Below are 19,313 nucleotides of genomic sequence, written 5' to 3'. Positions count from 1 at the left end.
AACACGCGATTTTGTGTCTGCTCGCGAGGGAGAGGGGACCAGCACCATGAGCCTGCGGGTCGTCCAGTGGGCAACCGGATCGGTCGGAGTGGCCGCGATCAAAGGGATCCTCGAGCATCCCGAACTCGAACTCGTCGGTTGCTGGGTGCATTCAGAAGCCAAGAGCGGCAAAGACGTCGGCGAGATCATCGGCGGGCCGGCGCTGGGCGTCACCGCGACCGCCGACATCGACGACATCCTGAGGCTCGATGCCGACGCGGTGATCTACGCGCCGTTATTGCCCAGCGTCGACGAAGTGGCGGCGCTGCTGCGTTCGGGCAAGAACGTCGTCACCCCACTCGGCTGGTTCTATCCGACCGAAAAAGAAGGCGCTCCACTGGAAGTCGCCGCCCAGGGAGGCAACACCACGCTGCACGGTGCCGGAATCGGACCCGGTGCGGCCACGGAGCTGTTTCCGCTGCTGCTCTCGGTGATGTCCACCGGCGTGACGTTTGTTCGCGCCGAGGAGTTCTCCGATCTGCGTACCTACGGCGCACCGGATGTGCTGCGCTACGTGATGGGATTCGGCGGGACCCCGGACAGCGCGCTGACCGGACCGATGCAGAAGTTGCTGAACGGCGGCTTCTTCCAGTCGGTGCGGCTGTGCGTCGACAAAATCGGCTTCGCCGCCGATCCGGAGATCCGCGCGACGCAAGAGGTGGCCGTCGCGACCGCGCCCATCGACTCACCGATCGGGATGATCGAACCCGGTCAGGTCGCGGGACGCCGCTTCCACTGGGAGGCGCTCGTCGGCGACACCCCAGTCGTCCAGATCACCGTGAACTGGCTGATGGGTGAGGAAAACCTCGATCCGCCATGGTCTTTCGGGCCGGCAGGGGAGCGGTACGAGATCGAGGTGCGGGGTAACCCGGACACCTTCGTCACCATCAAGGGATGGCAGCCGGAGAGCGTGCAGGCCGGGCTGGTCAGCAATCCCGGTGTCGTCGCGACCGCGGCGCACTGCGTCAACGCGGTTCCGGCCACCTGCGCAGCTCCGGCGGGAATCCAGAGCTTTTTCGACCTGCCGCTCATCACCGGCCGGGCCGCGCCCCGGTTGTCACGCCACGAGGGGATCTGATGCCGAAGTCCGTCGTAGTCCAGCAGTCACGCGCCATCCCCATCTCGGTCGAGGACGCGTTCGCCCAGACGCTGCCCATATCGCTGCCGGTCATCTGCGCCCAGTGGTACGGAATCATTCCGCCCATCAAAGAGGTACGGGACCAGGTCGGCGACTGGGATGCGCCCGGCCAGACCCGCACCATCCTCATGGTGGGCGGGGGCCGGGTGAAAGAGCGGCTGACCACCGTCGACCCGCCGCGGTCTTTCGGGTACACCCTGTCGGACATCAGCGGACCGCTGGCCACGCTGGTGAGCTCGGTGGACGGCGTCTGGTCATTCGCGCCCGCCGGCACGGGTACCCGGGTGAGCTGGCAGTGGACGCTGCACCCGAAGTCGTCGGCCTCGGCGCCCCTGCTGCCGGTGTTCGGAAAGATGTGGAAAGGGTATGCGCGGGTGGTGCTGGAAAAGCTCTCCGCGCAACTGGTGATCGACTGACCCATGTGTCGACTCTTCGGCCTACATGCCGGGACGGAAGTCGTGGCCGCGACGTTCTGGTTGCTCGAGGCGCCGGACAGTCTTGCCCGGCAGAGCCGCAAGAACCCCGACGGCACGGGCCTGGGGGTGTTCGACGAGCACGGCCGGCCGCAGTTGTACAAGGAGCCGATAGCGGCCTGGCAGGACGCGACGTTCGCCACCGAAGCGCATCAGCTGGACGGCACCACCTTCATCGCCCACGTTCGCTACGCCACGACGGGATCGCTCGATGTGCGCAACACCCACCCGTTCCTGCAGGACGGCCGGATCTTCGCGCACAACGGGATGATCGAGGGTCTCGACGTCGTCGAAGACCGGCTTCGTGAGCTCGGCACCTTCGATCTGGTACTGGGACAGACCGATTCCGAGCGGGTGTTCGCATTGATCACCGCGGGCATTCGCGCGCACGGCGGCGACGTATCGGCCGGAATCGTGGACGCCGTCAGCTGGCTCGCCGACAACGTGCCCGTCTACGCCGTCAACATCCTGTTGTGCATGGGAACGCAGATGTGGGCATTGCGCTACCCGGACACCCATCAGCTGTTCATGCTGGACCGGCGGGTTGACGGCGTCCCCGATTTCGATATGAGCACCAGCAGGATTCACGCGCAGAGCCCGACACTTACCGAACGCTCCTCGGTGGTGTTCGCGACCGAACCGATGGACGACGACACGCGTTGGTGTCTTCTCGAGCCCGGGGAGTTGATCTACGTCAACGCGGGTCTGAACATCAACCGCACCATGGTGCTTCCCGATCCGCCCCGGCATCTGGTGCGCAGAGACGATCTGAGTCAGCCGGTCTTCCGTGCCCAGCACGCCCTCCCCGGAACGCGGCACCGACCGTGACGGCCCGACGAGCGCTGGTGCTGGCCGGCGGCGGCGTGGCGGGAATCGCCTGGGAGACAGGTATTTTGCGCGGTATCTCCGATGAATCACCGGCGGCGGCGCAACGCCTGGTGGAGTCCAACGTCCTGGTCGGCACCTCCGCGGGTTCGACGGTCGCGGCGCAGATCAGCAGCGGCTGCTCGCTGGAATCGCTGTACGACCGCCAGGTCGCCGAGAATTCGGCCGAGATCGACCCCGGTGTCGACATCGACACGATCACCGAACTGTTCCTGGACGCGCTGCGTGAACCCCGCACCCCTGGCTGGGACCGGACCCGGGGCCGCCTGCAGCGGATCGGTGCTGTGGCGCTGGCCACCGACACCGTGCCGGAATCGGTGCGGCGTGCGGTGATCGAGCAACGCCTGCCCTCGCACGAGTGGCCGGACCGTGCCGTGCGAATCGTCGCAATCGACACGGCGACAGGGGAATTGGTGGTCTTCGATCGGCACTGCGGGGTCGGGTTGGTCGATGCGGTGGCGGCCAGTTGCGCGGTGCCGGGGGCGTGGCCGCCGGTGACGATCGCCGGCCGGCGGTATATGGATGGCGGGGTGAACAGCTCGGTCAACATCGAGGTCGCCGGCGACTGCGACGTTGCCGTGGTGCTGGTCCCTTCCGGCGTCGATACCCCGTCACCTTTCGGCCCCGGTCCCGCCGGTGAGATCGCCGCGTTCGCCGGGGATACGTTCAGCGTCTTCGCCGACGACGCATCACTCGCGGCGTTCGGCGCCAACCCCCTCGATCCGCGCTGCCGGATCGGCTCGGCTCAGGCCGGGCGTGCACAGGGACGCCGGGAAGCAGAGGCCGTCGCGCGTTTTCTCGACGTCTGATCATCGGCGTCTGATCTGTCGGCGTTCGCGCTGTTATCCGGGACTGTCAGCCCTCGATTGCCGGTGCCTCGGCTTCCTCGGTGCCGGCGTTCTCGAATGCGTCCAACGCGCGAGCGGCCAAAGCCCTTCCCACACCGATGACTTCGACCGCGCGGTGGAATTCCAGGCTTCGGCACGTGGTCCGTGGCACCTCGATGAGCAGATCCGGCGGGTAGGCCGCCAGCGTGTGGCGGGCCAGCGCCGACTGGGCGATGTCAATCGTCCGGTTCATCACCTCGAAGCCGCCGAGCTTCGGCACCTCGGGCACCTCGTCGGCGTCGTCCTCGTCATTGTCTGACCAGTCATCGGAATCCGGGATCGAGGCTCCGAATCGGCTCAGCACCGCCCGCGCGGTAGGCCGATCCAGCAGCGACTTGGCCGCACTGGTGTCGAGCAGCGCGGTGGTGCTGCGCAGCATGCGGTTCAGCCACTCGGCGGTCATACCCGGTTCGGCGTCGCGGGTGGCCCCCGGTTCGCTGCCGTTGAGGCTGACCGCGATGGTCAGATCGGCGTTGATGGCCGCGATCGGAGCCATCGGCAGCGGATCGAGGATGCCTCCATCGGCGAGCAGGCGCCCGCCCACCTCATGCGGCGCGATCACACCCGGGATCGCGATCGAGGCGCGGATGGCCTCGTCCACCGGGCCGCGCTGGAACCACACCGACTTGCCGGCCAGCAGGTCGGTGGCCACCGCGGTGTAGGGGACCGCCAGCTCTTCGATCGTGACCGGGCCGAGGATGTCGCGGACCGCGTCCAGGATCTTTTCCGCCCGCAGCACACCGGCCGCGGTGAGTGACGGGTCGAGCAACCGGAGAATTGTGCGCTGCGTGAGCGATTGGGCCCAATCGGCGAGTTCGGTGAGACGTCCGGCCGCCTGGACCCCGCCCACCAGCGCACCCATCGACGATCCGGCGATGCCGACGATTTCGTAGCCCCGCTCCTGCAGCTCCTGGATCACGCCGATGTGGGCGTAGCCGCGGGCACCGCCACTGCCCAGTGCCAACGCGACGCGACTTCCTGAGGACGCGCGGGGGCGCAGGGGTATTGGTCCGGACATCCCATCATTGTGCTTGGTGACGGGGTGCCCCGCCGAACCGGCTGACGGTTTTGCTCAGGCCTGATCCGAATTGCCACACCGGTGGTGGGAACCGTCAGCCGCACTCGCCCCGGCCAGCAGCCTGCGCCGCGACGATCACCGCTGCCTGACGTTCCGGGCCCAGTTCCGCCCAGCGCTTGTTCCAGCTACCCGCAAAGCCGGGGCCGGTCGCCTGCACCATCGCCAGGTACGGCTCGATCTGCGCCTCGCCAGTGCCGCCCTGGGCGTCCATCCACTCCTTGGCGGCATGGCAGGCCTGGAAATATTCTTCCTCGGTGGACTCGGCCGGAGCGTCCACCCGGGTGGTCACGCCGCCGGGGGAGACGCCGATGGCGCCTGCCGGCAGCAAACTGGTCGCGGTCGACGAGCCGGCCGGCGAGGACGTCGTTCTGCCGCCACTCCCGGCGTGCGCGCACCCGGCGACGGCCGTTAGGCACGCGAGCGCGGCGAGCAAGGATCCCCATCGTCGGTGTGCGCGCACAAGTCCCAATCTATGCAACACTGACGACGTGACGGAACGGTTCTCTTGCGAGTGTTGTCGGCCCTGACGCGCCGCCGCTTGCCCTGTTCCTTTCACACACCGGAGTTCTTCGATGACTTCTGCCCTCGCTCGCCCCTACCTCAGGCCGACTATTCCCCACTCGGGACCGACCCGGCTGCGGGTTCCGGATCTGCTGCATGCCACCGACCTGGCTGCCGACGACGTGCTGAGCGGGCGCTGCGACCATCTGCTGCCTGACGGCGGTGTGCCGGAGAACGAGCGCTGGTTCACCCGCATCCACGGCGACGACGAGCTCGACATCTGGTTGATCAGCTGGGTTCCGGGCCACGCCACCGAATTACACGATCACGGTGGATCCCTCGGGGCGCTGACCGTGCTGTCCGGTTCGCTCAACGAATTCCGTTGGGACGGTCTGCGATTGCGCCGTCGCCGACTGGATGCCGGTGACCAGGCGGGGTTTCCGCTGGGGTGGGTGCACGATGTGGTGTGGGCGCCACGCCCTGCTGCAGTGTCCGTCACGAGCCCGGCGCCGGTGCAGCCGACGTTGAGTGTGCACGCCTACTCACCGCCGCTGACCGCGATGTCGTACTACGACGTGACCGAACGCAATACGCTGCGCCGGCAGCGCACCGAACTGACCGATCAACCCGAAGGACCGTGATGAGCAGGATTGACCGGATTCTTCAGGCCGCGCGTGAGCGCTACCAGCGGCTGCCGGCCGAGCAGGTGCCGGAGGCGGTGCGGCGCGGAGCGTTGCTGGTGGACATCAGGCCGGCCGCCCAGCGTGCCCGCGAGGGCGAGGTGCCCGGAGCGCTGGTGATCGAGCGAAACGTGCTGGAATGGCGCTGCGACCCGACCAGTGAGGCCCGGCTGCCACAGGCTGCCGACGACGACGTCGAGTGGGTGATCCTGTGTTCGGAGGGATACACCTCGAGCCTGGCCGCGGCCGCGCTGCTGGATCTCGGGTTGTACCGGGCGACGGACGTGGTGGGGGGATACCACGCGCTGGTCGCCGCGGATGTGCTGGCCGAGACCGCGCGGCTACTGCAGGCCCGTGAGCCCGTCCTGACCTAGCACGAGCCCTCCGGTTCCGGTGGTGGGATCACCAGCGCCGTCAATTCCGCTCAGCTTCTCCCGAGAGCTATCCCGAGGTGCCGGCCGTGGAATCGGCATGCAACAGCGGACGCAGCTTCGCGGTCTTCTCGGACGTCCAGCCTGGCGGCGACAGCACCGCGGCCCACCCGTCCGCGCAATTGGCGACGTAGCGGTGACCGTGTCCGTCGGGCACGTCGACGGCGACTGCCATGTCGGCCGACACCTGCAGGAACGTCACCAACGGAAACCAGCGCATCTCGGGCACCACGTCGTAGCCACGCTTCTCGCGTAGCCAGTCCGGCTTGCTGAACAACAGGTCGGGGGTCCACCAGGCGATCGGGTCGGATGCGTGCTGCAGATAGACCACCCGCGGGTGATTCCAGGCCGCCTGGGGGCGGTCCAGATTCTCCGGTCGGGCCACGAATCGTACGTTGCGGCCGTCGTCGTAGATCGGCAACCACTCCGGCGAACCGCTGTCGCGGTTGGCGGTCAATTGAGTCCAGATGGTGTTGTTGAACGTCGGCCCGCTGAACAGGGCGCCGTCGGTGCGGGCCAGAACGTTGTTGATGCTCATGAACGGCGCCTCACCACCGAACGAACCAAGGCTCTCGCCGAAGACGACGAGCTTGGGCCGCTTGAACTCCGGCATCTGCCGGATCAGCCTGTCGACGGCTTCGAACAGCGCCTGCCCGGCGTGCCGGGCGTTCTCCTTGTCCACCAGGAACGACAGCCAGCTGGGCAGGAAGGAGTACTGCATGCTCACGATCGCGGTGTTGCCGTTGTACATGTACTCCAGCGCCGAGGCTTCCGCTTCGTTGATCCAGCCGGTTCCGGTGGTGGTTGCCACCGCGACCACCGCGCGCTGTAATCCGCCGGTGCGCAACAACTCCCGGGCAGCGAGTTCGGCGGTCGCGTCGATGTCTTCGGCGGATTTCAGGCCGGCGTAGGCCCGGATCGGTTCGACGGCCGGGCTGCCGTTGAACGCGCTCAGTTTGCTGACCGCAGGCCCACCCTCGACGAAGATGCGGCCTTGATGGCCCAGCGACTCCCAGGACACCAGTGATTCCGGTCCGCCCGAGCGCAGTTTGGACTTGGGTGGACTGAAGCCAGGGTCCATTTCGTTGTTGACCGCGGCGAAGCTGCCGTTCATGGAACGCATGGCGAACTTCAGGACGACACCGTTGAGCAAGGTGATCGTCAGCACGATCAGCCCGATCACCACGATGGTCGCCGACACCCGGAAGGGCGCGATCCGATCTACTTGTCGGACAAGAACAATGACCAGCCGACGGATGAGCTGGCCGATCTCGACCAGCGAGAACAGCACGATCACCCCGAGCACCGCGGTGAGCGGATAGTCATACCACTTCAGGTGCTCGACACCCATCATGTCGCGCACGTGGTCCTGCCACACGTGGAAGCGGATCGCCATGACGACGACCCCGATTGCGCCGACCACGATCAGCGGCGGCCAAACCCAGGGCGGCGCAGGGGGACTGGTGTTCTGTGACCGCATGTACCGGACCAGCCACACGGCGAACACACCCAGGCCGTACCCGATGGCACCCGAGCAGCCACTGACCACCCCCTGGAACAGGGGACCGCGGGGCAGCAGTGACGGGGTGAGCGACAACCAGACGAAAATCAAGCCGAACAGGGTCCCGGTGTAGGTGTAGTGGCGGACCCACCAGCGGCCGCGGTACCGGTGCCACCAAGGTGCGTTCTCCGCGGGTTTGGTGGGTTCCGGTACGTCCTCGTCGGTGGTCTCCGCGGCCGGGGAAGTGCTCATCGGTGGGTGAAGTCGGGCGGGCGCTTTTCGATGAAGGCCGTCATGCCCTCGGTCTGGTCGTCGGTGGCGAAGGTCGAGTGGAAGAGCCGGCGCTCGTAGAGAAGTCCTTCGGCAAGTGTCGATTCGAATGCCCGGTTCACGGCCTCCTTGGCCATCTGAGCGGACGGCAGCGACATCTGCGAGATGGTTTTGGCGGCGGCCTTCGCCTCGGTGAGCAGGTCGTCGGCCGGCACCAGCCGCGAAACAAGGCCGCTGCGTTCGGCTTCCGCGGCGTCGATGGTGCGGCCGGTCAGAATGAGGTCCATCGCCTTGGCCTTGCCGATGGCCCGGGTCAGTCGCTGCGAGCCGCCCATCCCAGGAATCACACCGAGTTTGATCTCCGGCTGGCCGAATTTCGCTGTATCAGCGGCGATCAGGAGGTCGCACATCATCGCCAGCTCGCAGCCGCCGCCGAGGGCGTACCCGGCGACCGCCGCGATGGTCGGGGTGCGCACGGCGGCCAACTTGCCCCAGGGAGCGAAGAAATCGGCGCCGAAGGCGTCGGCGAACGTCAGCCCGGCCATCTCCTTGATGTCCGCCCCAGCGGCGAACGCCTTTTCCGAGCCGGTGATGATGATCGCCCCGATGGCTGGATCTTGGTCCAATTCTGTTGCAGCGCTGGTGACTTCGTTCATCACCTGGCTGTTGAGGGCGTTGAGTGCCTTGGGCCGGTTGAGTGTGATGATGCCGACCCGCTCTTCGCGTTCGACGAGAATGGTTTCGTACGCCATGGTTTACCTCTCTAGAACTTCAGGTCGTCGTCGACGGGCGCGAAGTATCCGGCAACGTCGGCCACGGTGACCTCGGCCAGCGATGCCGGTGACCACTTGGGGTTTCGGTCTTTGTCCACCAGCTGTGCCCGGATCCCTTCCACCAGGTCGTGTGAACGTAGCGAAGCGCTTGAGACTCGATAGTCCTGCACCAGAACGTCTTCCAGCGTTTCCAGATCGGCGGCGCGCCGCACCGCCTCGAAGGTCACCGACAAGGCGACGGGGGAGCGGGTGCCGATGAGCTTGGCGGCTGCGTTGGCCGCCTCGGCATCGTGGTTTTGCAATGCCGCCACGATGTCGACCACGCTGTCGGCCGAGTAGCACTCGTCGATCCACTCCCGCTGTGCGGCAAGTTCACTCGGCGGCGGTTCTGTTGCGTGCCGGGCGAGTGCACCTTCGACCCCGTTGGTCGCGACGGCTGCGGTGAACGCGTCGAGTTCGCTGTGGGGTACGTAGTGATCGGCGAATCCCAGCGCGATGGCGTCGGCGCCGTTGAACGGCGCGCCCGTGAGTGCGGCGTGCAAGCCCAGCTTTCCAGGCGCGCGGGACAGCAGGTACGCCCCGCCGACGTCGGGGATGAAGCCGATGCCCACCTCGGGCATCGCGACCTTCGAAGTGTCGGTTACCACGCGGGTGTTGGCGTGTGCGCTGACGCCGACGCCACCGCCCATCACGATTCCGTCCATCACCGCCACGTACGGCTTGGTGAACCGGCCGATCAGACCGTTCATCAAATATTCATCGCGCCAGAACCGGCGGGCGTCGACCCCGTCCTTGCGCGCACTGTGATAGATGGCCACCACGTCGCCGCCGGCGCACAGTCCGCGCTCGCCGGCCCCGGTCAGCACCACCGCACGCACCGCGTCGTCGCGTCCCCACCTGACGAGCACGGTGCTGAGCAGGTCCACCATGGTCTGGTTCAGCGAATTGATTGCCTTGGGCCGGTTGAGGGTCACGTAACCGACGCCGTCGACAACGCGGGTCAGGACTTCGTCGGATTCCCCTGTTACGGCCCCCTCGACGACCCCGGTCATGCGCTTGTCTCCCCTCGCCGCAATCCGCTCCACCACTCGGGCCGACGTGGCCATGAGTTTGACGAGCAATCTAGATCGTTACTCGCTCGCGGATCTCCGCGGGTCTAAGGTTTAGGGTGATCCGGACGAGCTATACGGGTCCCTGACTGAATACGAAACGCCAGCTCCGCCGGGAACTCGGGCGGACCACCACTCGTTGAGCGATTGTTCGCACGTTCGAAGCCACAGAAATTTTAGAGAGGATCCGACGGTGCGGGAGACAAGTAACCCGGTATTTCGTTCGCTGCCGAAGCAGGCGGGCGGATACGCGCAATTCGGCCCCGGCGTGCAGTCGGGCTATCCGGCCGACCCCTACGCTCCCTACCAGCAGGGACGTGAGGCTCGCGTCTCGCGCCCGCTGACCATCGACGACGTCGTCACCAAGACCGGCTTGACGCTGGCCATGCTGTCGACCACGGCGATCGTCTCCTACTTCCTGGTGGCGACCAACCTGAGCCTGGCGATGCCGCTGACCATGGTCGGCGCGTTCGGCGGGTTGGCTCTGGTGCTGATCGCCACGTTCGGCCGCAAGCAGGACAACCCGGCGATCGTGCTGAGCTACGCGGCGCTCGAGGGCCTGTTCCTGGGTGCCATCTCGTTCCTGCTCGCGAACTTCTCGGTGGGTTCGGCCAATGCCGGGATGCTGATCGGCGAGGCGGTACTCGGCACGCTCGGGGTGTTCTTCGGGATGCTGGTCGTCTACAAGACCGGCGCCATTCGGGTGACGCCCAAGTTCACCCGGATGCTGGTCGCCGCGATGTTTGGCGTGCTGGTGCTGATGCTCGGCAACTTCGTCTTGGCGCTGTTCCACGTTGGCGGCGGCGAAGGTCTGGGCCTGCGCAGCGCCGGACCGATCGGGATCATCTTCTCGCTGGTGTGCATCGGTATCGCGGCCTTCAGCTTCCTCATCGACTTTGATGCGGCGGACCAGATGATCCGCGCGGGCGCGCCGGAGAAGGCCGCGTGGGGCATCGCCCTTGGCCTGACCGTGACCCTGGTCTGGCTGTACCTGGAGATCCTGCGTCTGCTGAGTTATCTGCAGAACGACTAATCCCTCGACGGGCAAGCCGGCACACCGTTTCGGTGTGCCGGCTTTTCCTTTTGCGGGGGGCCTGCGCGCTGATGGGTTGGGTCTCGCGGGGCCGGGTTGAGTCCGCGTGCGGTGTTGGTTGGGCGCGTGCGGTGTTGGGTTGAGCCTGCGTTGGGGGTGGTTCTTACTCGCGGTTTGTCGCCGTGAACGCAGAGTCAACGGTGTGGGTGGTGGGCGCTCGGCAGGCGCGTTCGGCGAGCGCTCTTGGCCCGCTCCTTGGCGTTGGGTCTGCGTTGAGGGTGGCGGTCACTCGCGCGTTGTCGCCTTACGCGCAGAGTCGACCTCGCGTTCGGGCGTCCCACGCGCTCTGGACTCGTCGGATCACGTCGCCGGGACGGTGTCTGCTAACTACGCGGACGACTGTCCAGCCAATGCTGGCGATGTACTCCTGCCGATCGACGTCGCGCGCGTACTGCGCTGGATCGGTCCAGTGCTGGTCGCCGTCGTATTCGACAGCCAGCATGACGTCCTCCCAACCCATATCCAGGAAGTAGCGAGGAATACCGTGCTGGTTCATCAGCGGAATCTGTTTCCGAGGCTGGGGAAAACCCGCCCTTATCAACAGCAAGCGCAGCCAAGTCTCCTTGGGCGATTGGGCACCTGCATCGACCAGTTGCAGTGCGGCTTCCAGTTGGCGCAAACCCCGTACGTGTCGATGGCCGGCTGCCAAGTCGCCGACGTCGGGCACCTTGAAATCTGTCGCGGCCGCCAGCGCGTCGAGATTGGCAACGGCGCGGACCAACGGGCCGCGCCGGCCGACGTCGAATGCCGTGCGCTCTGGCGTCGTCACCGAAATACCCTTGATTAGTTGGGTTTCGCCTTCCAACAGAAGCTCGTCTCGGGTGATGACGCGCTGCGGTGCCCTTGCGTTGCGCCAGATCAATTCGATGGCAGCCGCATCATCGACCCACTTGGATCCGTGTATCGCTGATGCGGAGGCGCCGGCAACCACCGCTTGTCGCCCAGACCACAACCACGCCGCCACGGTGCGTTGTATCAACGTCGGCTCGACCCGCTTGTCCAGGTAGACGTTCGGCATGATCGCGCGGTAGTAGGTGCGCAGCTCGTGCCGTGTCAGGATGCCGTTGGCCAGCGCCTCACTGCCAATAAAAGGTTGTTGCGCGCTGTTCATGCCGCCATGGTGGTGCTTGGCACTGACAGCGCGGTTGGGTCTGCGGTGAGGGTGACAAACCTCGAGTGGCCGTCGCCCTGAGCGCAGGGTCAGCGCCGAATACGCCAGCGCCAGAGTTGGTTCTGCGGTGAGGGCGGCATACCTCAAGTGGCCGCCGCCCTCAGCGCAGGGTCAGCGCCAGGGCGCCCGCACCGGAACTGCGTCTGCGGTGAGGGCGACAAACCTCGAGTGGCCGCCGCCCTCAGCGCAGGCCCAATGTGCGAAACGTCAGGAGAGCCGCTCGATCACCATCGCCATACCCTGACCACCACCGACACACATGGTCTCCACGCCAAAGGTCTTGTCGTGCGTGGTCAGGTTGTTGAGCAGCGTGGCGGTGATGCGGGCCCCGGTCATACCGAACGGGTGGCCCAGAGCGATCGCGCCGCCCGAGACATTCAGCTTGTCCTCGTCGATACCCAGCTCGCGCGCCGACCCGAGCACCTGCACCGCGAAGGCCTCGTTGATCTCGAACAGGTCGATGTCGCCCACCGACATGCCGGCCCGGGACAGCGCCTGCTTGGTGGCCTCGATCGGGCCCAGGCCCATGATCTCCGGCGACAGCCCGCTGACGCCGGTGGACACGATGCGCGCCAGCGGCTTCAACCCCAGCTCCTTGGCCTTGACATCGCTGGTGATCACCACCGCCGCGGCGCCGTCGTTCAACGGGCAGGCGTTGCCTGCGGTCACCGTGCCGTTGGGGCGGAACACGGGCTTGAGCTGGCTGATTTTCTCGTACGAGGTGCCCGCCCGCGGCCCGTCATCGGTGCTGACCGTCGTGCCGTCGGGCAGCGTGACCGGCGTGATCTCGCGCTCGAAGAAGCCGCTCTTGATCGCTTCCTCGGCGCGGTTCTGACTGCGAACGCCCCAGTGGTCCTGGTCCTCCCGCGAAATGCCGGTCAGCAGTGCGACATTCTCGGCAGTCTGGCCCATGGCGATGTAGATGTCGGGCAGATTGCCGTCCGCCCGGGGGTCATGCCACTCGTCGGCTCCCGCCGCCGCGGCATTGGTGCGTTCCTGAGCGGCGTCGTACAGCGGGTTCTTGGTGTCCGGCCAGCCGTCGGCATTGCCCTTGCCGAACCGGGACACCGTCTCCACCCCGGCGGAGACGAAGACGTCGCCCTCGCCGGCCTTGATCGCGTGGAAAGCCATCCGGGTGGTCTGCAGCGAGGACGAGCAGTACCGGTTGACGGTGGTGCCGGGCAGGAAGTCGTAGCCGAGTTCCACCGCGACAACGCGCGCGATGTTGAAGCCGGACTCACCGCCGGGCTGGCCGCAACCCATGATCAGATCGTCGATCTGGTGTGGGTTGAGCGCGGGAACCTTGTCCAGCGCGGCGCGGACCATCTGAGCGGCCAGATCGTCGGGCCGGATGCTGATCAGCGACCCTTTCATGGCGCGCCCGATCGGCGAGCGGGCAGTGGAAACGATGACGGCTTCGGGCATGACGGCTCCTCGATTGGCGTGTGCGAAGCCGAGCCTAACGCGCCCTACCCAGTGGCGACCGCGGCGGTCACGCGCACCGGCGATGGGCGGGACCACAACCGCGACACGATGCTCCGCCGGGGTGCCGCGGCCGATACCGCCGCCGGCGGCGCCAATGCGGGAATCTTCTCGCTGAGCGCTTCACACAGCGTCAGCAACAACTGTTCGGCCGCTTCGGCGTAACCGGCCGCCGACGGGTGATAGCGGTCGGAGGAGAACATCAGCTCGGGCATCTCGCGGAACTTCGGGGCGAGCAGATGCGCCAGCGGCACCGGCACCCCGCCGGCCGCCCGGACGGCGGCGGCCTGCGCGCGCGCGAGTTGAAGTCCACGGGTCCGTGCCAGCGAACGCAGCGGCTGCGGGATCGCGGTGATGAGCCCGAAGTCCGGGCAGGTGCCGACCACCACCACCGCGCCCCGATTGCGCAGCCTGCGCACGGACATGCCGAGTCGTTGCGCCGAAGGTCCGATGCCGTTGAGTGCGGTGATGTCGTTGGCGCCGATCATGATGACCGCGACGTCCGGCGGGGGCCCGGCTACGAACATCGCGTCGACCTGGCCCATGACGCCCTTGGACGTGGCGCCGACGATCGCTTTAGTGCTCAGCCTGATTCGTAGTCCGGACAGCTCGGCCAGCCTGCGGGCGATGACCACGCCGGGCACCTCCTCGGCGGTCGCGCACCCGTAACCCGTCGCCGTCGAGTCGCCGAAGATCATGATGTGCAGATCGAAAGGTGTGCCGTACCGCCACTTCTGCACCGGGCCGCCACCGCGGCTGTAGACGCCGTCAGCGCGCGGGGGCGGTTCCCAGGATTTCGGAATCACGGTGCGCACATGCATCGCCTGACCAACCAGCAGGTTGCGTGCGCCCAGATAGGCCGAGCCTGTCGAGGCGAGTGCACCCGCTGTGGCCAAAGCGATCGTCGAACGCCGCGGCACATGCACGCCCACGGGCATTAGTTTAGGACGGTTGTGCTGATTTCGGGGGTAGCTGACAAACAAACCGGTTACGGTGTGAAACAGATGTGGTATCGAAACCGATTACTTGGAAGTTGAGTGGGTAAAGGACTGTCAAGCTAAGTCTGCGAGGTTGGCTGAACGGATAGCTCAGCTTCTTCGTCGCATGCTGTATCGGACTACAACGGCGTAGGAAGTGTTGAGCATGACCGCACCCAGTAAGGTCTCTGGCGCACCTAGAGTCGCCATTCGCCCGCGCGATGCGCTGAAGGCTCGTAGACTCGAAGCACGCAGGTTCGCGATCAGCGACGGGGCTCCCGTAGAAGTTGTCGAGTCCGGCCCGAGCATTGCTGCCCGGTTTGCCACGCTGGCCTCGCGTGTGGCGATCCGGCCGGTTCTGGCGGCCGGCAGCTATGTTCCTCATCTTCCCTGGCCGTGGGGTCTCATTGACCATGCCGCGCGCGTGCTCCTACCTGCCACGAGCACCGTCAGGGCCGAGGTGACCTTGCCGAATGCGTCTGCTCAGCTGGTTCGCGCGACAGGCGTGCTGCCGGCCGACGGCACCCGGCGAGTGGTGCTGTACCTGCACGGCGGGGCATTCCTGACCTGTGGAGCAAACTCCCACGGCCGATTGGTCGAATCGCTCTCGAAGTTCGCTGACGCACCAGTTCTGGTGGTCAACTATCGGTTGATGCCCAAGCATTCAATCGGGATGGCGCTCGACGACTGCCACGACGGTTACCGGTGGCTTCGGCTCCTGGGGTACGACCCGGACCAGATTGTGCTGGGCGGCGACTCAGCCGGCGGGTACCTTGCGCTGTCTCTGGCGCAGCGTCTGCTGCGGGAGGGAGAAGAGCCCGCAGCCCTCGTCGCGATCTCGCCACTGCTGCAGCTGGCAAAGGAAGCGAAGCAGTCTCATCCCAACATCAAAACGGACGCGATGTTCCCCGCGAGAGCCTTCGACGCGCTCGGCGCTTTGGTTGCTAGCTGTGCCGCGAAGAACACCGTGAACGGTCAGCCGGAAGAGATCTACGAGCCGCTGGATCACATCGAGCCGGGCCTGCCGCGGACGCTGATTCACGTGTCCGGGTCGGAGGTGCTCCTGCACGACGCGCAGCTGGCGGCGAGCCGGCTCGCGGCGGTCGGAGTGCCCGCCGAATTGCGCGTGTGGCCGGGTCAGGTGCACGACTTCCAGGTCGCCGGGCCGCTATTGCCGGAAGCCGTGCGCTCACTGCGTCAGATCGGCGAGTACATCCGCGAGGCCACCGGGTAGCACCCGCCCGAGCGGTTGCGCGCCGTGTGACAACGCCTGCGACGATAGGCGCATGCGGATCGCTCAGCACCTCAGTGACCTCATCGGCGGGACGCCCCTGGTTCGGCTGAACTCCGTCGTCCCCGAAGGCGCGGGCATCGTGGCCGCGAAGGTCGAGTACCTCAACCCCGGCGGCAGCTCCAAGGACCGGATCGCCGAGCGGATGATCGACGCCGCCGAAGCCAGCGGGGCGTTGCGGCCCGGGGGCACCATCGTCGAGCCGACGTCGGGCAACACCGGCGTCGGGCTGGCCCTGGTGGCTCAGCGCCGCGGCTACAAGTGCGTGTTCGTCTGCCCGGACAAGGTCGGCGAGGACAAGCGGAATGTGTTGCGCGCCTACGGCGCCGAGGTTGTCGTCTGCCCGACGGCGGTGCCGCCCGAGGACCCGGACAGCTACTACAGCGTGTCCGACCGGTTGGTCCGCGAGATCGACGGCGCCTGGAAGCCGGACCAGTACTCCAACCCGGAGGGGCCGGCCAGCCACTACGCGACCACCGGCCCCGAGATCTGGGCCGACACTGACGGCAAGGTCACCCACTTCGTCGCCGGCATCGGTACCGGCGGCACGATCACCGGCGCCGGCCGCTACCTCAAGGAGGTGTCCGACGGGCGGGTGCGCGTCATCGGCGCCGATCCGGAGGGGTCGGTGTACTCCGGGGGCACCGGTCGGCCCTACCTCGTCGAGGGCGTCGGCGAAGACTTCTGGCCGGCCGCCTACGACCCTTCGGTGCCCGACGAGATCATCGCGGTTTCGGACTCGGACTCCTTCGAGATGACGCGGCGGCTGGCCCGCGAGGAGGCCATGCTGGTCGGCGGCTCGTGCGGGATGGCCGTCGTCGCGGCGCTCAAGGTCGCCGAGCACGCGGGTCCGGACGCACTGATCGTGGTGCTGCTGCCGGACGGCGGTCGCGGCTACATGGCGAAGATCTTCAACGACGCGTGGATGTCGTCCTACGGATTCCTGCGCACCCGATTGGACGGCACGGCCGCGGAGTCGACGGTCGGCGACGTCCTGCGCCGCAAGTCTGGCGCGCTGCCCGACCTGGTGCACACGCACCCCTCGGAGACCGTGCGGGACGCCATCGGGATCTTGCGGGAGTACGGGGTTTCGCAGATGCCGGTGGTGGGAGCGGAACCGCCGGTCATGGCAGGGGAAGTCGCCGGCAGCGTCTCGGAACGCGAACTGCTGTCGGCGGTGTTCGAGGGCCGCGCCAAGCTGGCCGACGCCGTCAAGCAGCACATGAGCCCGCCGCTGCGGCTGATCGGGGCCGGCGAACTGGTCAGCGTGGCGGGAAAGGCGTTGCGCGATCAGGACGCCCTGATGGTGGTCGAGGAAGGCAAGCCGGTCGGCGTGATCACCCGCTACGACCTGCTCGGCTTCCTGTCCGAAGGGACGCGACGCCGCTAGTGGGGCTGTGACGTGGCTCTCGAGCCTGGGGTACTGTATCCGGCTTAGTTCAGCAAAAGTCAGCTCTAGGAAGCCCGGAAGGTTGCCTCATGACCGATCAGCCGCCAGCCGGCGGGTCTTACCCGCCGCCACCGCCGCCTCCTGGCTCGTCCGGCGCTGCACCCTCCGGTGGTCACCTTCCGCCGTCCGCGCCGCCTCCGCCGGGCAGCAGCGGCGACTTCTCGCAGTCCGTCGGCGGCTCCACCCCGCCGCCGCCTCCGCCGCCGCCGCCCGCGGGCGGCTACCCGCCGCCACCCCCGGCCGCCGGAGGATATGCGCCGCCGCCGCCGGGACCCGCTGTCAAGGGTTTGGCGACCGATGCCTACACGCCCTGGCTTACCCGCTTCCTGGCGTTCCTCATCGACTACGCGCCGATCCTCGTCGTCCTGGGCATCGCCCAGGTGGTCGACCTGCTCACGCAAGAGGAGTCGTGCGTCACCAGCGTCAACCAGTACGACGTCGCGCAGTACTGCTACACCCAGGGCTCGATCATCGGGGTGTTGGCGCAGGGCCTGGCGTCGCTGCTGATCCTGGCGTATGTGGTCTGGAACTACGGATATCGGCAGGGCACGACGGGCTCGAGCATCGGCAAGTCGATCCTGAAGTTCAAGGTGGTCAGTGAGGTCACCGGAGAGCCACTCGGGTTCGGTATGTCGCTGGTGCGGCAGCTCGCGCACTTCGTCGACGCGATCATCTGCTACATCGGGTTCCTGTTCCCGCTATGGGACAGCAAGCGTCAGACCCTGGCCGACAAGATCATGACGACGGTGTGCCTGCCGCTCTGATCAGACCCGTGGCGTTGAGTCTGCGTTGACGGCCGAGGCCACTGGCACTTCGTCGCCCTCACCGCAGAGTCAACGGCGCCCCGGTGCCAACTAGGCTGGCGGTCGATGAGCGAGAACCACGCATTCCAAGGACTTGCCACCAAAGCCATCCACTCCGGCTACCGTCCCGATCCGGCGACCGGCGCCGTCAACGCGCCGATCTATGCCAGCAGCACCTTCGCCCAGGACGGCGTGGGCGGCTTGCGCGGCGGGTTCGAATACGCCCGCACCGGCAACCCGACCCGCTCCGCGCTGGAGGCGTCGCTGGCGGCGGTGGAGGACGGCGCCTACGGGCGGGCATTCAGTTCCGGCATGGCGGCCAGCGACTGCGCGCTGCGGGCGCTGCTGCGCCCCGGCGACCACGTCGTCATCCCCGACGACGCCTACGGCGGCACCTTCCGGCTGATCGACAAGGTCTTCACGCAGTGGGGCGTCGCGTACACACCGGTCGCGCTGTCGGACCTGGACGCCGTGCGCGCCGCGACCACGCCGCGGACGCGATTGATCTGGGTCGAGACGCCCACCAACCCGCTGCTGTCGATCGCCGACATCAGCGGAATCGCCCAGATCGGCGCCGATAGCTCCGCAAAAGTATTGGTGGACAACACTTTTGCTTCGCCCGCGCTCCAGCAGCCGTTGACGTTGGGTGCCGATGTGGTGCTGCATTCGACCACCAAGTACATCGGCGGCCACTCCGACGTCGTCGGCGGCGCACTGGTCACCAACGACGAAGAACTGGACCGGGCGTTCGCGTTCCTTCAGAACGGGGCCGGCGCGGTGCCCGGCCCGTTTGACGCCTACCTCACCTTGCGCGGCCTCAAGACGCTGGTGTTGCGGATGCAGCGGCACAGCGAGAACGCGGCGGCCGTCGCGGAATTCCTGGTGGGCCATCCCGCCGTGAGCGCGGTGCTCTATCCGGGTCTGCCCAGCCACCCCGGACATGAGATCGCCGCCCGGCAGATGCGCGGCTTCGGCGGCATGGTCTCGGTGCGAATGCGTGGCGGGCGCGCCGCCGCTGAGAAACTGTGCGCGCAAACCAGCGTCTTCATCCTGGCCGAGTCACTGGGCGGGGTGGAGTCGCTGATCGAGCACCCCAGCGCGATGACGCACGCGTCCACCGCCGGCTCACAGCTGGAAGTTCCCGACGACCTGGTGCGGCTGTCGGTCGGAATCGAGGATGTCGCCGATCTGCTGGCCGACCTGGGCCAGGCCCTGAGCTGACACTTTCGCCGACTGGGAATCTGGCGACGCGACGCGCCGGAAATGCGTCGCAGGCTGCAC

19 protein-coding genes are annotated in these 19,313 nt (G+C 66.9%); 11 read left to right on the top strand and 8 right to left on the bottom strand.

Going from position 1 to position 19,313, the window contains the following annotated elements; translation table 11 throughout:
* Positions 1-46: 46 nt before the first annotated feature.
* Genes QXH22_RS23025 through QXH22_RS23010 form a run of 4 tightly spaced genes read left to right on the top strand, consistent with a single transcriptional unit; the run spans position 47 to position 3,344 of the window.
* Positions 47-1,117, top strand: a complete 1,071-nt coding sequence (locus QXH22_RS23025; protein ID WP_306245693.1) for a dihydrodipicolinate reductase — start codon at positions 47-49, stop codon at positions 1,115-1,117.
* A complete protein-coding gene (locus QXH22_RS23020) occupies positions 1,117-1,593 on the top strand; it encodes an SRPBCC family protein (RefSeq protein WP_306277107.1) in 477 nt (158 codons plus the stop codon). Before QXH22_RS23025 ends, QXH22_RS23020 begins: the two co-directional genes overlap by 1 nt.
* Before the next feature lie 3 nt (positions 1,594-1,596).
* The gene (locus tag QXH22_RS23015) at positions 1,597-2,478 is read left to right on the top strand and encodes a class II glutamine amidotransferase (protein ID WP_306245691.1); all 882 of its coding nucleotides are present in this window, start codon (positions 1,597-1,599) and stop codon (positions 2,476-2,478) included.
* Complete coding sequence (locus tag QXH22_RS23010; RefSeq protein WP_306277106.1) at positions 2,475-3,344, top strand: patatin-like phospholipase family protein; 870 nt, start codon at positions 2,475-2,477, stop codon at positions 3,342-3,344. The genes QXH22_RS23015 and QXH22_RS23010 overlap by 4 nt, the downstream gene beginning before the upstream one ends.
* A gap of 46 nt (positions 3,345-3,390) precedes the next feature.
* On the opposite strand, the gene QXH22_RS23005 is transcribed toward QXH22_RS23010, so the two are convergent.
* Positions 3,391-4,440, bottom strand: a complete 1,050-nt coding sequence (locus QXH22_RS23005; protein ID WP_306277105.1) for a patatin-like phospholipase family protein — start codon at positions 4,438-4,440, stop codon at positions 3,391-3,393.
* Positions 4,441-4,534: 94 nt separating this feature from the next.
* A complete protein-coding gene (locus QXH22_RS23000) occupies positions 4,535-4,969 on the bottom strand; it encodes a lipoprotein LpqV (RefSeq protein ID WP_371934298.1) in 435 nt (144 codons plus the stop codon).
* A 103-nt stretch (positions 4,970-5,072) separates the two neighbouring features.
* Here QXH22_RS23000 and QXH22_RS22995 point away from each other — a divergent pair, with 103 nt between their 5' ends.
* Positions 5,073-5,642, top strand: coding sequence for a cysteine dioxygenase family protein (locus tag QXH22_RS22995; protein WP_306277103.1), 570 nt, complete (start codon positions 5,073-5,075; stop codon positions 5,640-5,642).
* The gene (locus QXH22_RS22990; protein WP_306245686.1) at positions 5,642-6,055 is read left to right on the top strand and encodes a rhodanese-like domain-containing protein; all 414 of its coding nucleotides are present in this window, start codon (positions 5,642-5,644) and stop codon (positions 6,053-6,055) included. The genes QXH22_RS22995 and QXH22_RS22990 overlap by 1 nt, the downstream gene beginning before the upstream one ends.
* Positions 6,056-6,122: 67 nt before the next feature.
* On the opposite strand, the gene QXH22_RS22985 is transcribed toward QXH22_RS22990, so the two are convergent.
* From QXH22_RS22985 to QXH22_RS22975, 3 genes are read right to left on the bottom strand one after another with little or no spacing between them, the layout of a single operon-like run.
* A complete protein-coding gene (locus tag QXH22_RS22985; protein ID WP_306245685.1) occupies positions 6,123-7,865 on the bottom strand; it encodes an alpha/beta-hydrolase family protein in 1,743 nt (580 codons plus the stop codon).
* Positions 7,862-8,635: an enoyl-CoA hydratase gene (locus QXH22_RS22980; RefSeq protein ID WP_306277102.1), complete on the bottom strand. Its 774-nt coding sequence runs from the start codon at positions 8,633-8,635 to the stop codon at positions 7,862-7,864. Before QXH22_RS22980 ends, QXH22_RS22985 begins: the two co-directional genes overlap by 4 nt.
* Before the next feature lie 11 nt (positions 8,636-8,646).
* Entirely contained in the window at positions 8,647-9,708 is a 1,062-nt protein-coding gene (locus tag QXH22_RS22975) for an enoyl-CoA hydratase/isomerase family protein (RefSeq protein ID WP_306245683.1), read from the bottom strand.
* 250 nt (positions 9,709-9,958) lie between these two features.
* On the opposite strand from QXH22_RS22975, the gene QXH22_RS22970 reads away from it, so the two are divergent.
* Positions 9,959-10,798, top strand: coding sequence for a Bax inhibitor-1/YccA family protein (locus QXH22_RS22970; RefSeq protein WP_306245682.1), 840 nt, complete (start codon positions 9,959-9,961; stop codon positions 10,796-10,798).
* A 304-nt stretch (positions 10,799-11,102) separates the two neighbouring features.
* Here QXH22_RS22970 and QXH22_RS22965 read toward each other — a convergent pair whose 3' ends face one another.
* The 3 genes from QXH22_RS22965 to QXH22_RS22955 all read right to left on the bottom strand — a co-directional run bounded on the left by QXH22_RS22965 (position 11,103) and on the right by QXH22_RS22955 (position 14,431).
* Positions 11,103-11,969 (bottom strand): endonuclease domain-containing protein, encoded by an 867-nt coding sequence (locus QXH22_RS22965; RefSeq protein ID WP_306245681.1) that lies wholly within the window; start codon positions 11,967-11,969, stop codon positions 11,103-11,105.
* A 267-nt stretch (positions 11,970-12,236) separates the two neighbouring features.
* The gene (locus QXH22_RS22960; RefSeq protein WP_306277101.1) at positions 12,237-13,454 is read right to left on the bottom strand and encodes an acetyl-CoA C-acetyltransferase; all 1,218 of its coding nucleotides are present in this window, start codon (positions 13,452-13,454) and stop codon (positions 12,237-12,239) included.
* 44 nt (positions 13,455-13,498) lie between these two features.
* Positions 13,499-14,431 (bottom strand): SGNH/GDSL hydrolase family protein, encoded by a 933-nt coding sequence (locus tag QXH22_RS22955; protein ID WP_306246458.1) that lies wholly within the window; start codon positions 14,429-14,431, stop codon positions 13,499-13,501.
* Between the two features lie 223 nt (positions 14,432-14,654).
* Between QXH22_RS22955 and QXH22_RS22950 the strand changes: the two genes are divergently transcribed.
* The 4 genes from QXH22_RS22950 to QXH22_RS22935 all read left to right on the top strand — a co-directional run bounded on the left by QXH22_RS22950 (position 14,655) and on the right by QXH22_RS22935 (position 19,253).
* A complete protein-coding gene (locus QXH22_RS22950) occupies positions 14,655-15,722 on the top strand; it encodes an alpha/beta hydrolase (protein WP_306277100.1) in 1,068 nt (355 codons plus the stop codon).
* 52 nt (positions 15,723-15,774) lie between these two features.
* Positions 15,775-17,169, top strand: a complete 1,395-nt coding sequence (locus QXH22_RS22945) for a cystathionine beta-synthase (protein WP_306245678.1) — start codon at positions 15,775-15,777, stop codon at positions 17,167-17,169.
* A gap of 89 nt (positions 17,170-17,258) precedes the next feature.
* Positions 17,259-17,993: an RDD family protein gene (locus QXH22_RS22940; RefSeq protein WP_306245677.1), complete on the top strand. Its 735-nt coding sequence runs from the start codon at positions 17,259-17,261 to the stop codon at positions 17,991-17,993.
* Positions 17,994-18,098: 105 nt separating this feature from the next.
* A complete protein-coding gene (locus QXH22_RS22935) occupies positions 18,099-19,253 on the top strand; it encodes a cystathionine gamma-synthase (protein WP_306245676.1) in 1,155 nt (384 codons plus the stop codon).
* Positions 19,254-19,313: the final 60 nt, after the last annotated feature.

This window comes from Mycobacterium sp. TY814 (genome assembly GCF_030755175.1).
Taxonomy (GTDB): domain Bacteria; phylum Actinomycetota; class Actinomycetes; order Mycobacteriales; family Mycobacteriaceae; genus Mycobacterium.
This window is presented reverse-complemented; position numbering and strand designations above follow the sequence as displayed.

Excerpts from the sequence above, each read along its gene's own strand:
- QXH22_RS23025 (WP_306245693.1), top strand. The coding sequence starts at position 47 with ATGAGCCTGCGGGTCGTCCAGTGGGCAACCGGATCGGTCGGAGTGGCC.
- QXH22_RS23020 (WP_306277107.1), top strand. The coding sequence starts at position 1,117 with ATGCCGAAGTCCGTCGTAGTCCAGCAGTCACGCGCCATCCCCATCTCG.
- QXH22_RS23015 (WP_306245691.1), top strand. The coding sequence starts at position 1,597 with ATGTGTCGACTCTTCGGCCTACATGCCGGGACGGAAGTCGTGGCCGCG.
- QXH22_RS23005 (WP_306277105.1), bottom strand. The coding sequence starts at position 4,440 with ATGTCCGGACCAATACCCCTGCGCCCCCGCGCGTCCTCAGGAAGTCGC.
- QXH22_RS22995 (WP_306277103.1), top strand. The coding sequence starts at position 5,073 with ATGACTTCTGCCCTCGCTCGCCCCTACCTCAGGCCGACTATTCCCCAC.
- QXH22_RS22990 (WP_306245686.1), top strand. The coding sequence starts at position 5,642 with ATGAGCAGGATTGACCGGATTCTTCAGGCCGCGCGTGAGCGCTACCAG.
- QXH22_RS22985 (WP_306245685.1), bottom strand. The coding sequence starts at position 7,865 with ATGAGCACTTCCCCGGCCGCGGAGACCACCGACGAGGACGTACCGGAA.
- QXH22_RS22980 (WP_306277102.1), bottom strand. The coding sequence starts at position 8,635 with ATGGCGTACGAAACCATTCTCGTCGAACGCGAAGAGCGGGTCGGCATC.
- QXH22_RS22975 (WP_306245683.1), bottom strand. The coding sequence starts at position 9,708 with ATGACCGGGGTCGTCGAGGGGGCCGTAACAGGGGAATCCGACGAAGTC.
- QXH22_RS22965 (WP_306245681.1), bottom strand. The coding sequence starts at position 11,969 with ATGAACAGCGCGCAACAACCTTTTATTGGCAGTGAGGCGCTGGCCAAC.
- QXH22_RS22960 (WP_306277101.1), bottom strand. The coding sequence starts at position 13,454 with ATGCCCGAAGCCGTCATCGTTTCCACTGCCCGCTCGCCGATCGGGCGC.
- QXH22_RS22950 (WP_306277100.1), top strand. The coding sequence starts at position 14,655 with ATGACCGCACCCAGTAAGGTCTCTGGCGCACCTAGAGTCGCCATTCGC.
- QXH22_RS22945 (WP_306245678.1), top strand. The coding sequence starts at position 15,775 with ATGCGGATCGCTCAGCACCTCAGTGACCTCATCGGCGGGACGCCCCTG.
- QXH22_RS22940 (WP_306245677.1), top strand. The coding sequence starts at position 17,259 with ATGACCGATCAGCCGCCAGCCGGCGGGTCTTACCCGCCGCCACCGCCG.
- QXH22_RS22935 (WP_306245676.1), top strand. The coding sequence starts at position 18,099 with ATGAGCGAGAACCACGCATTCCAAGGACTTGCCACCAAAGCCATCCAC.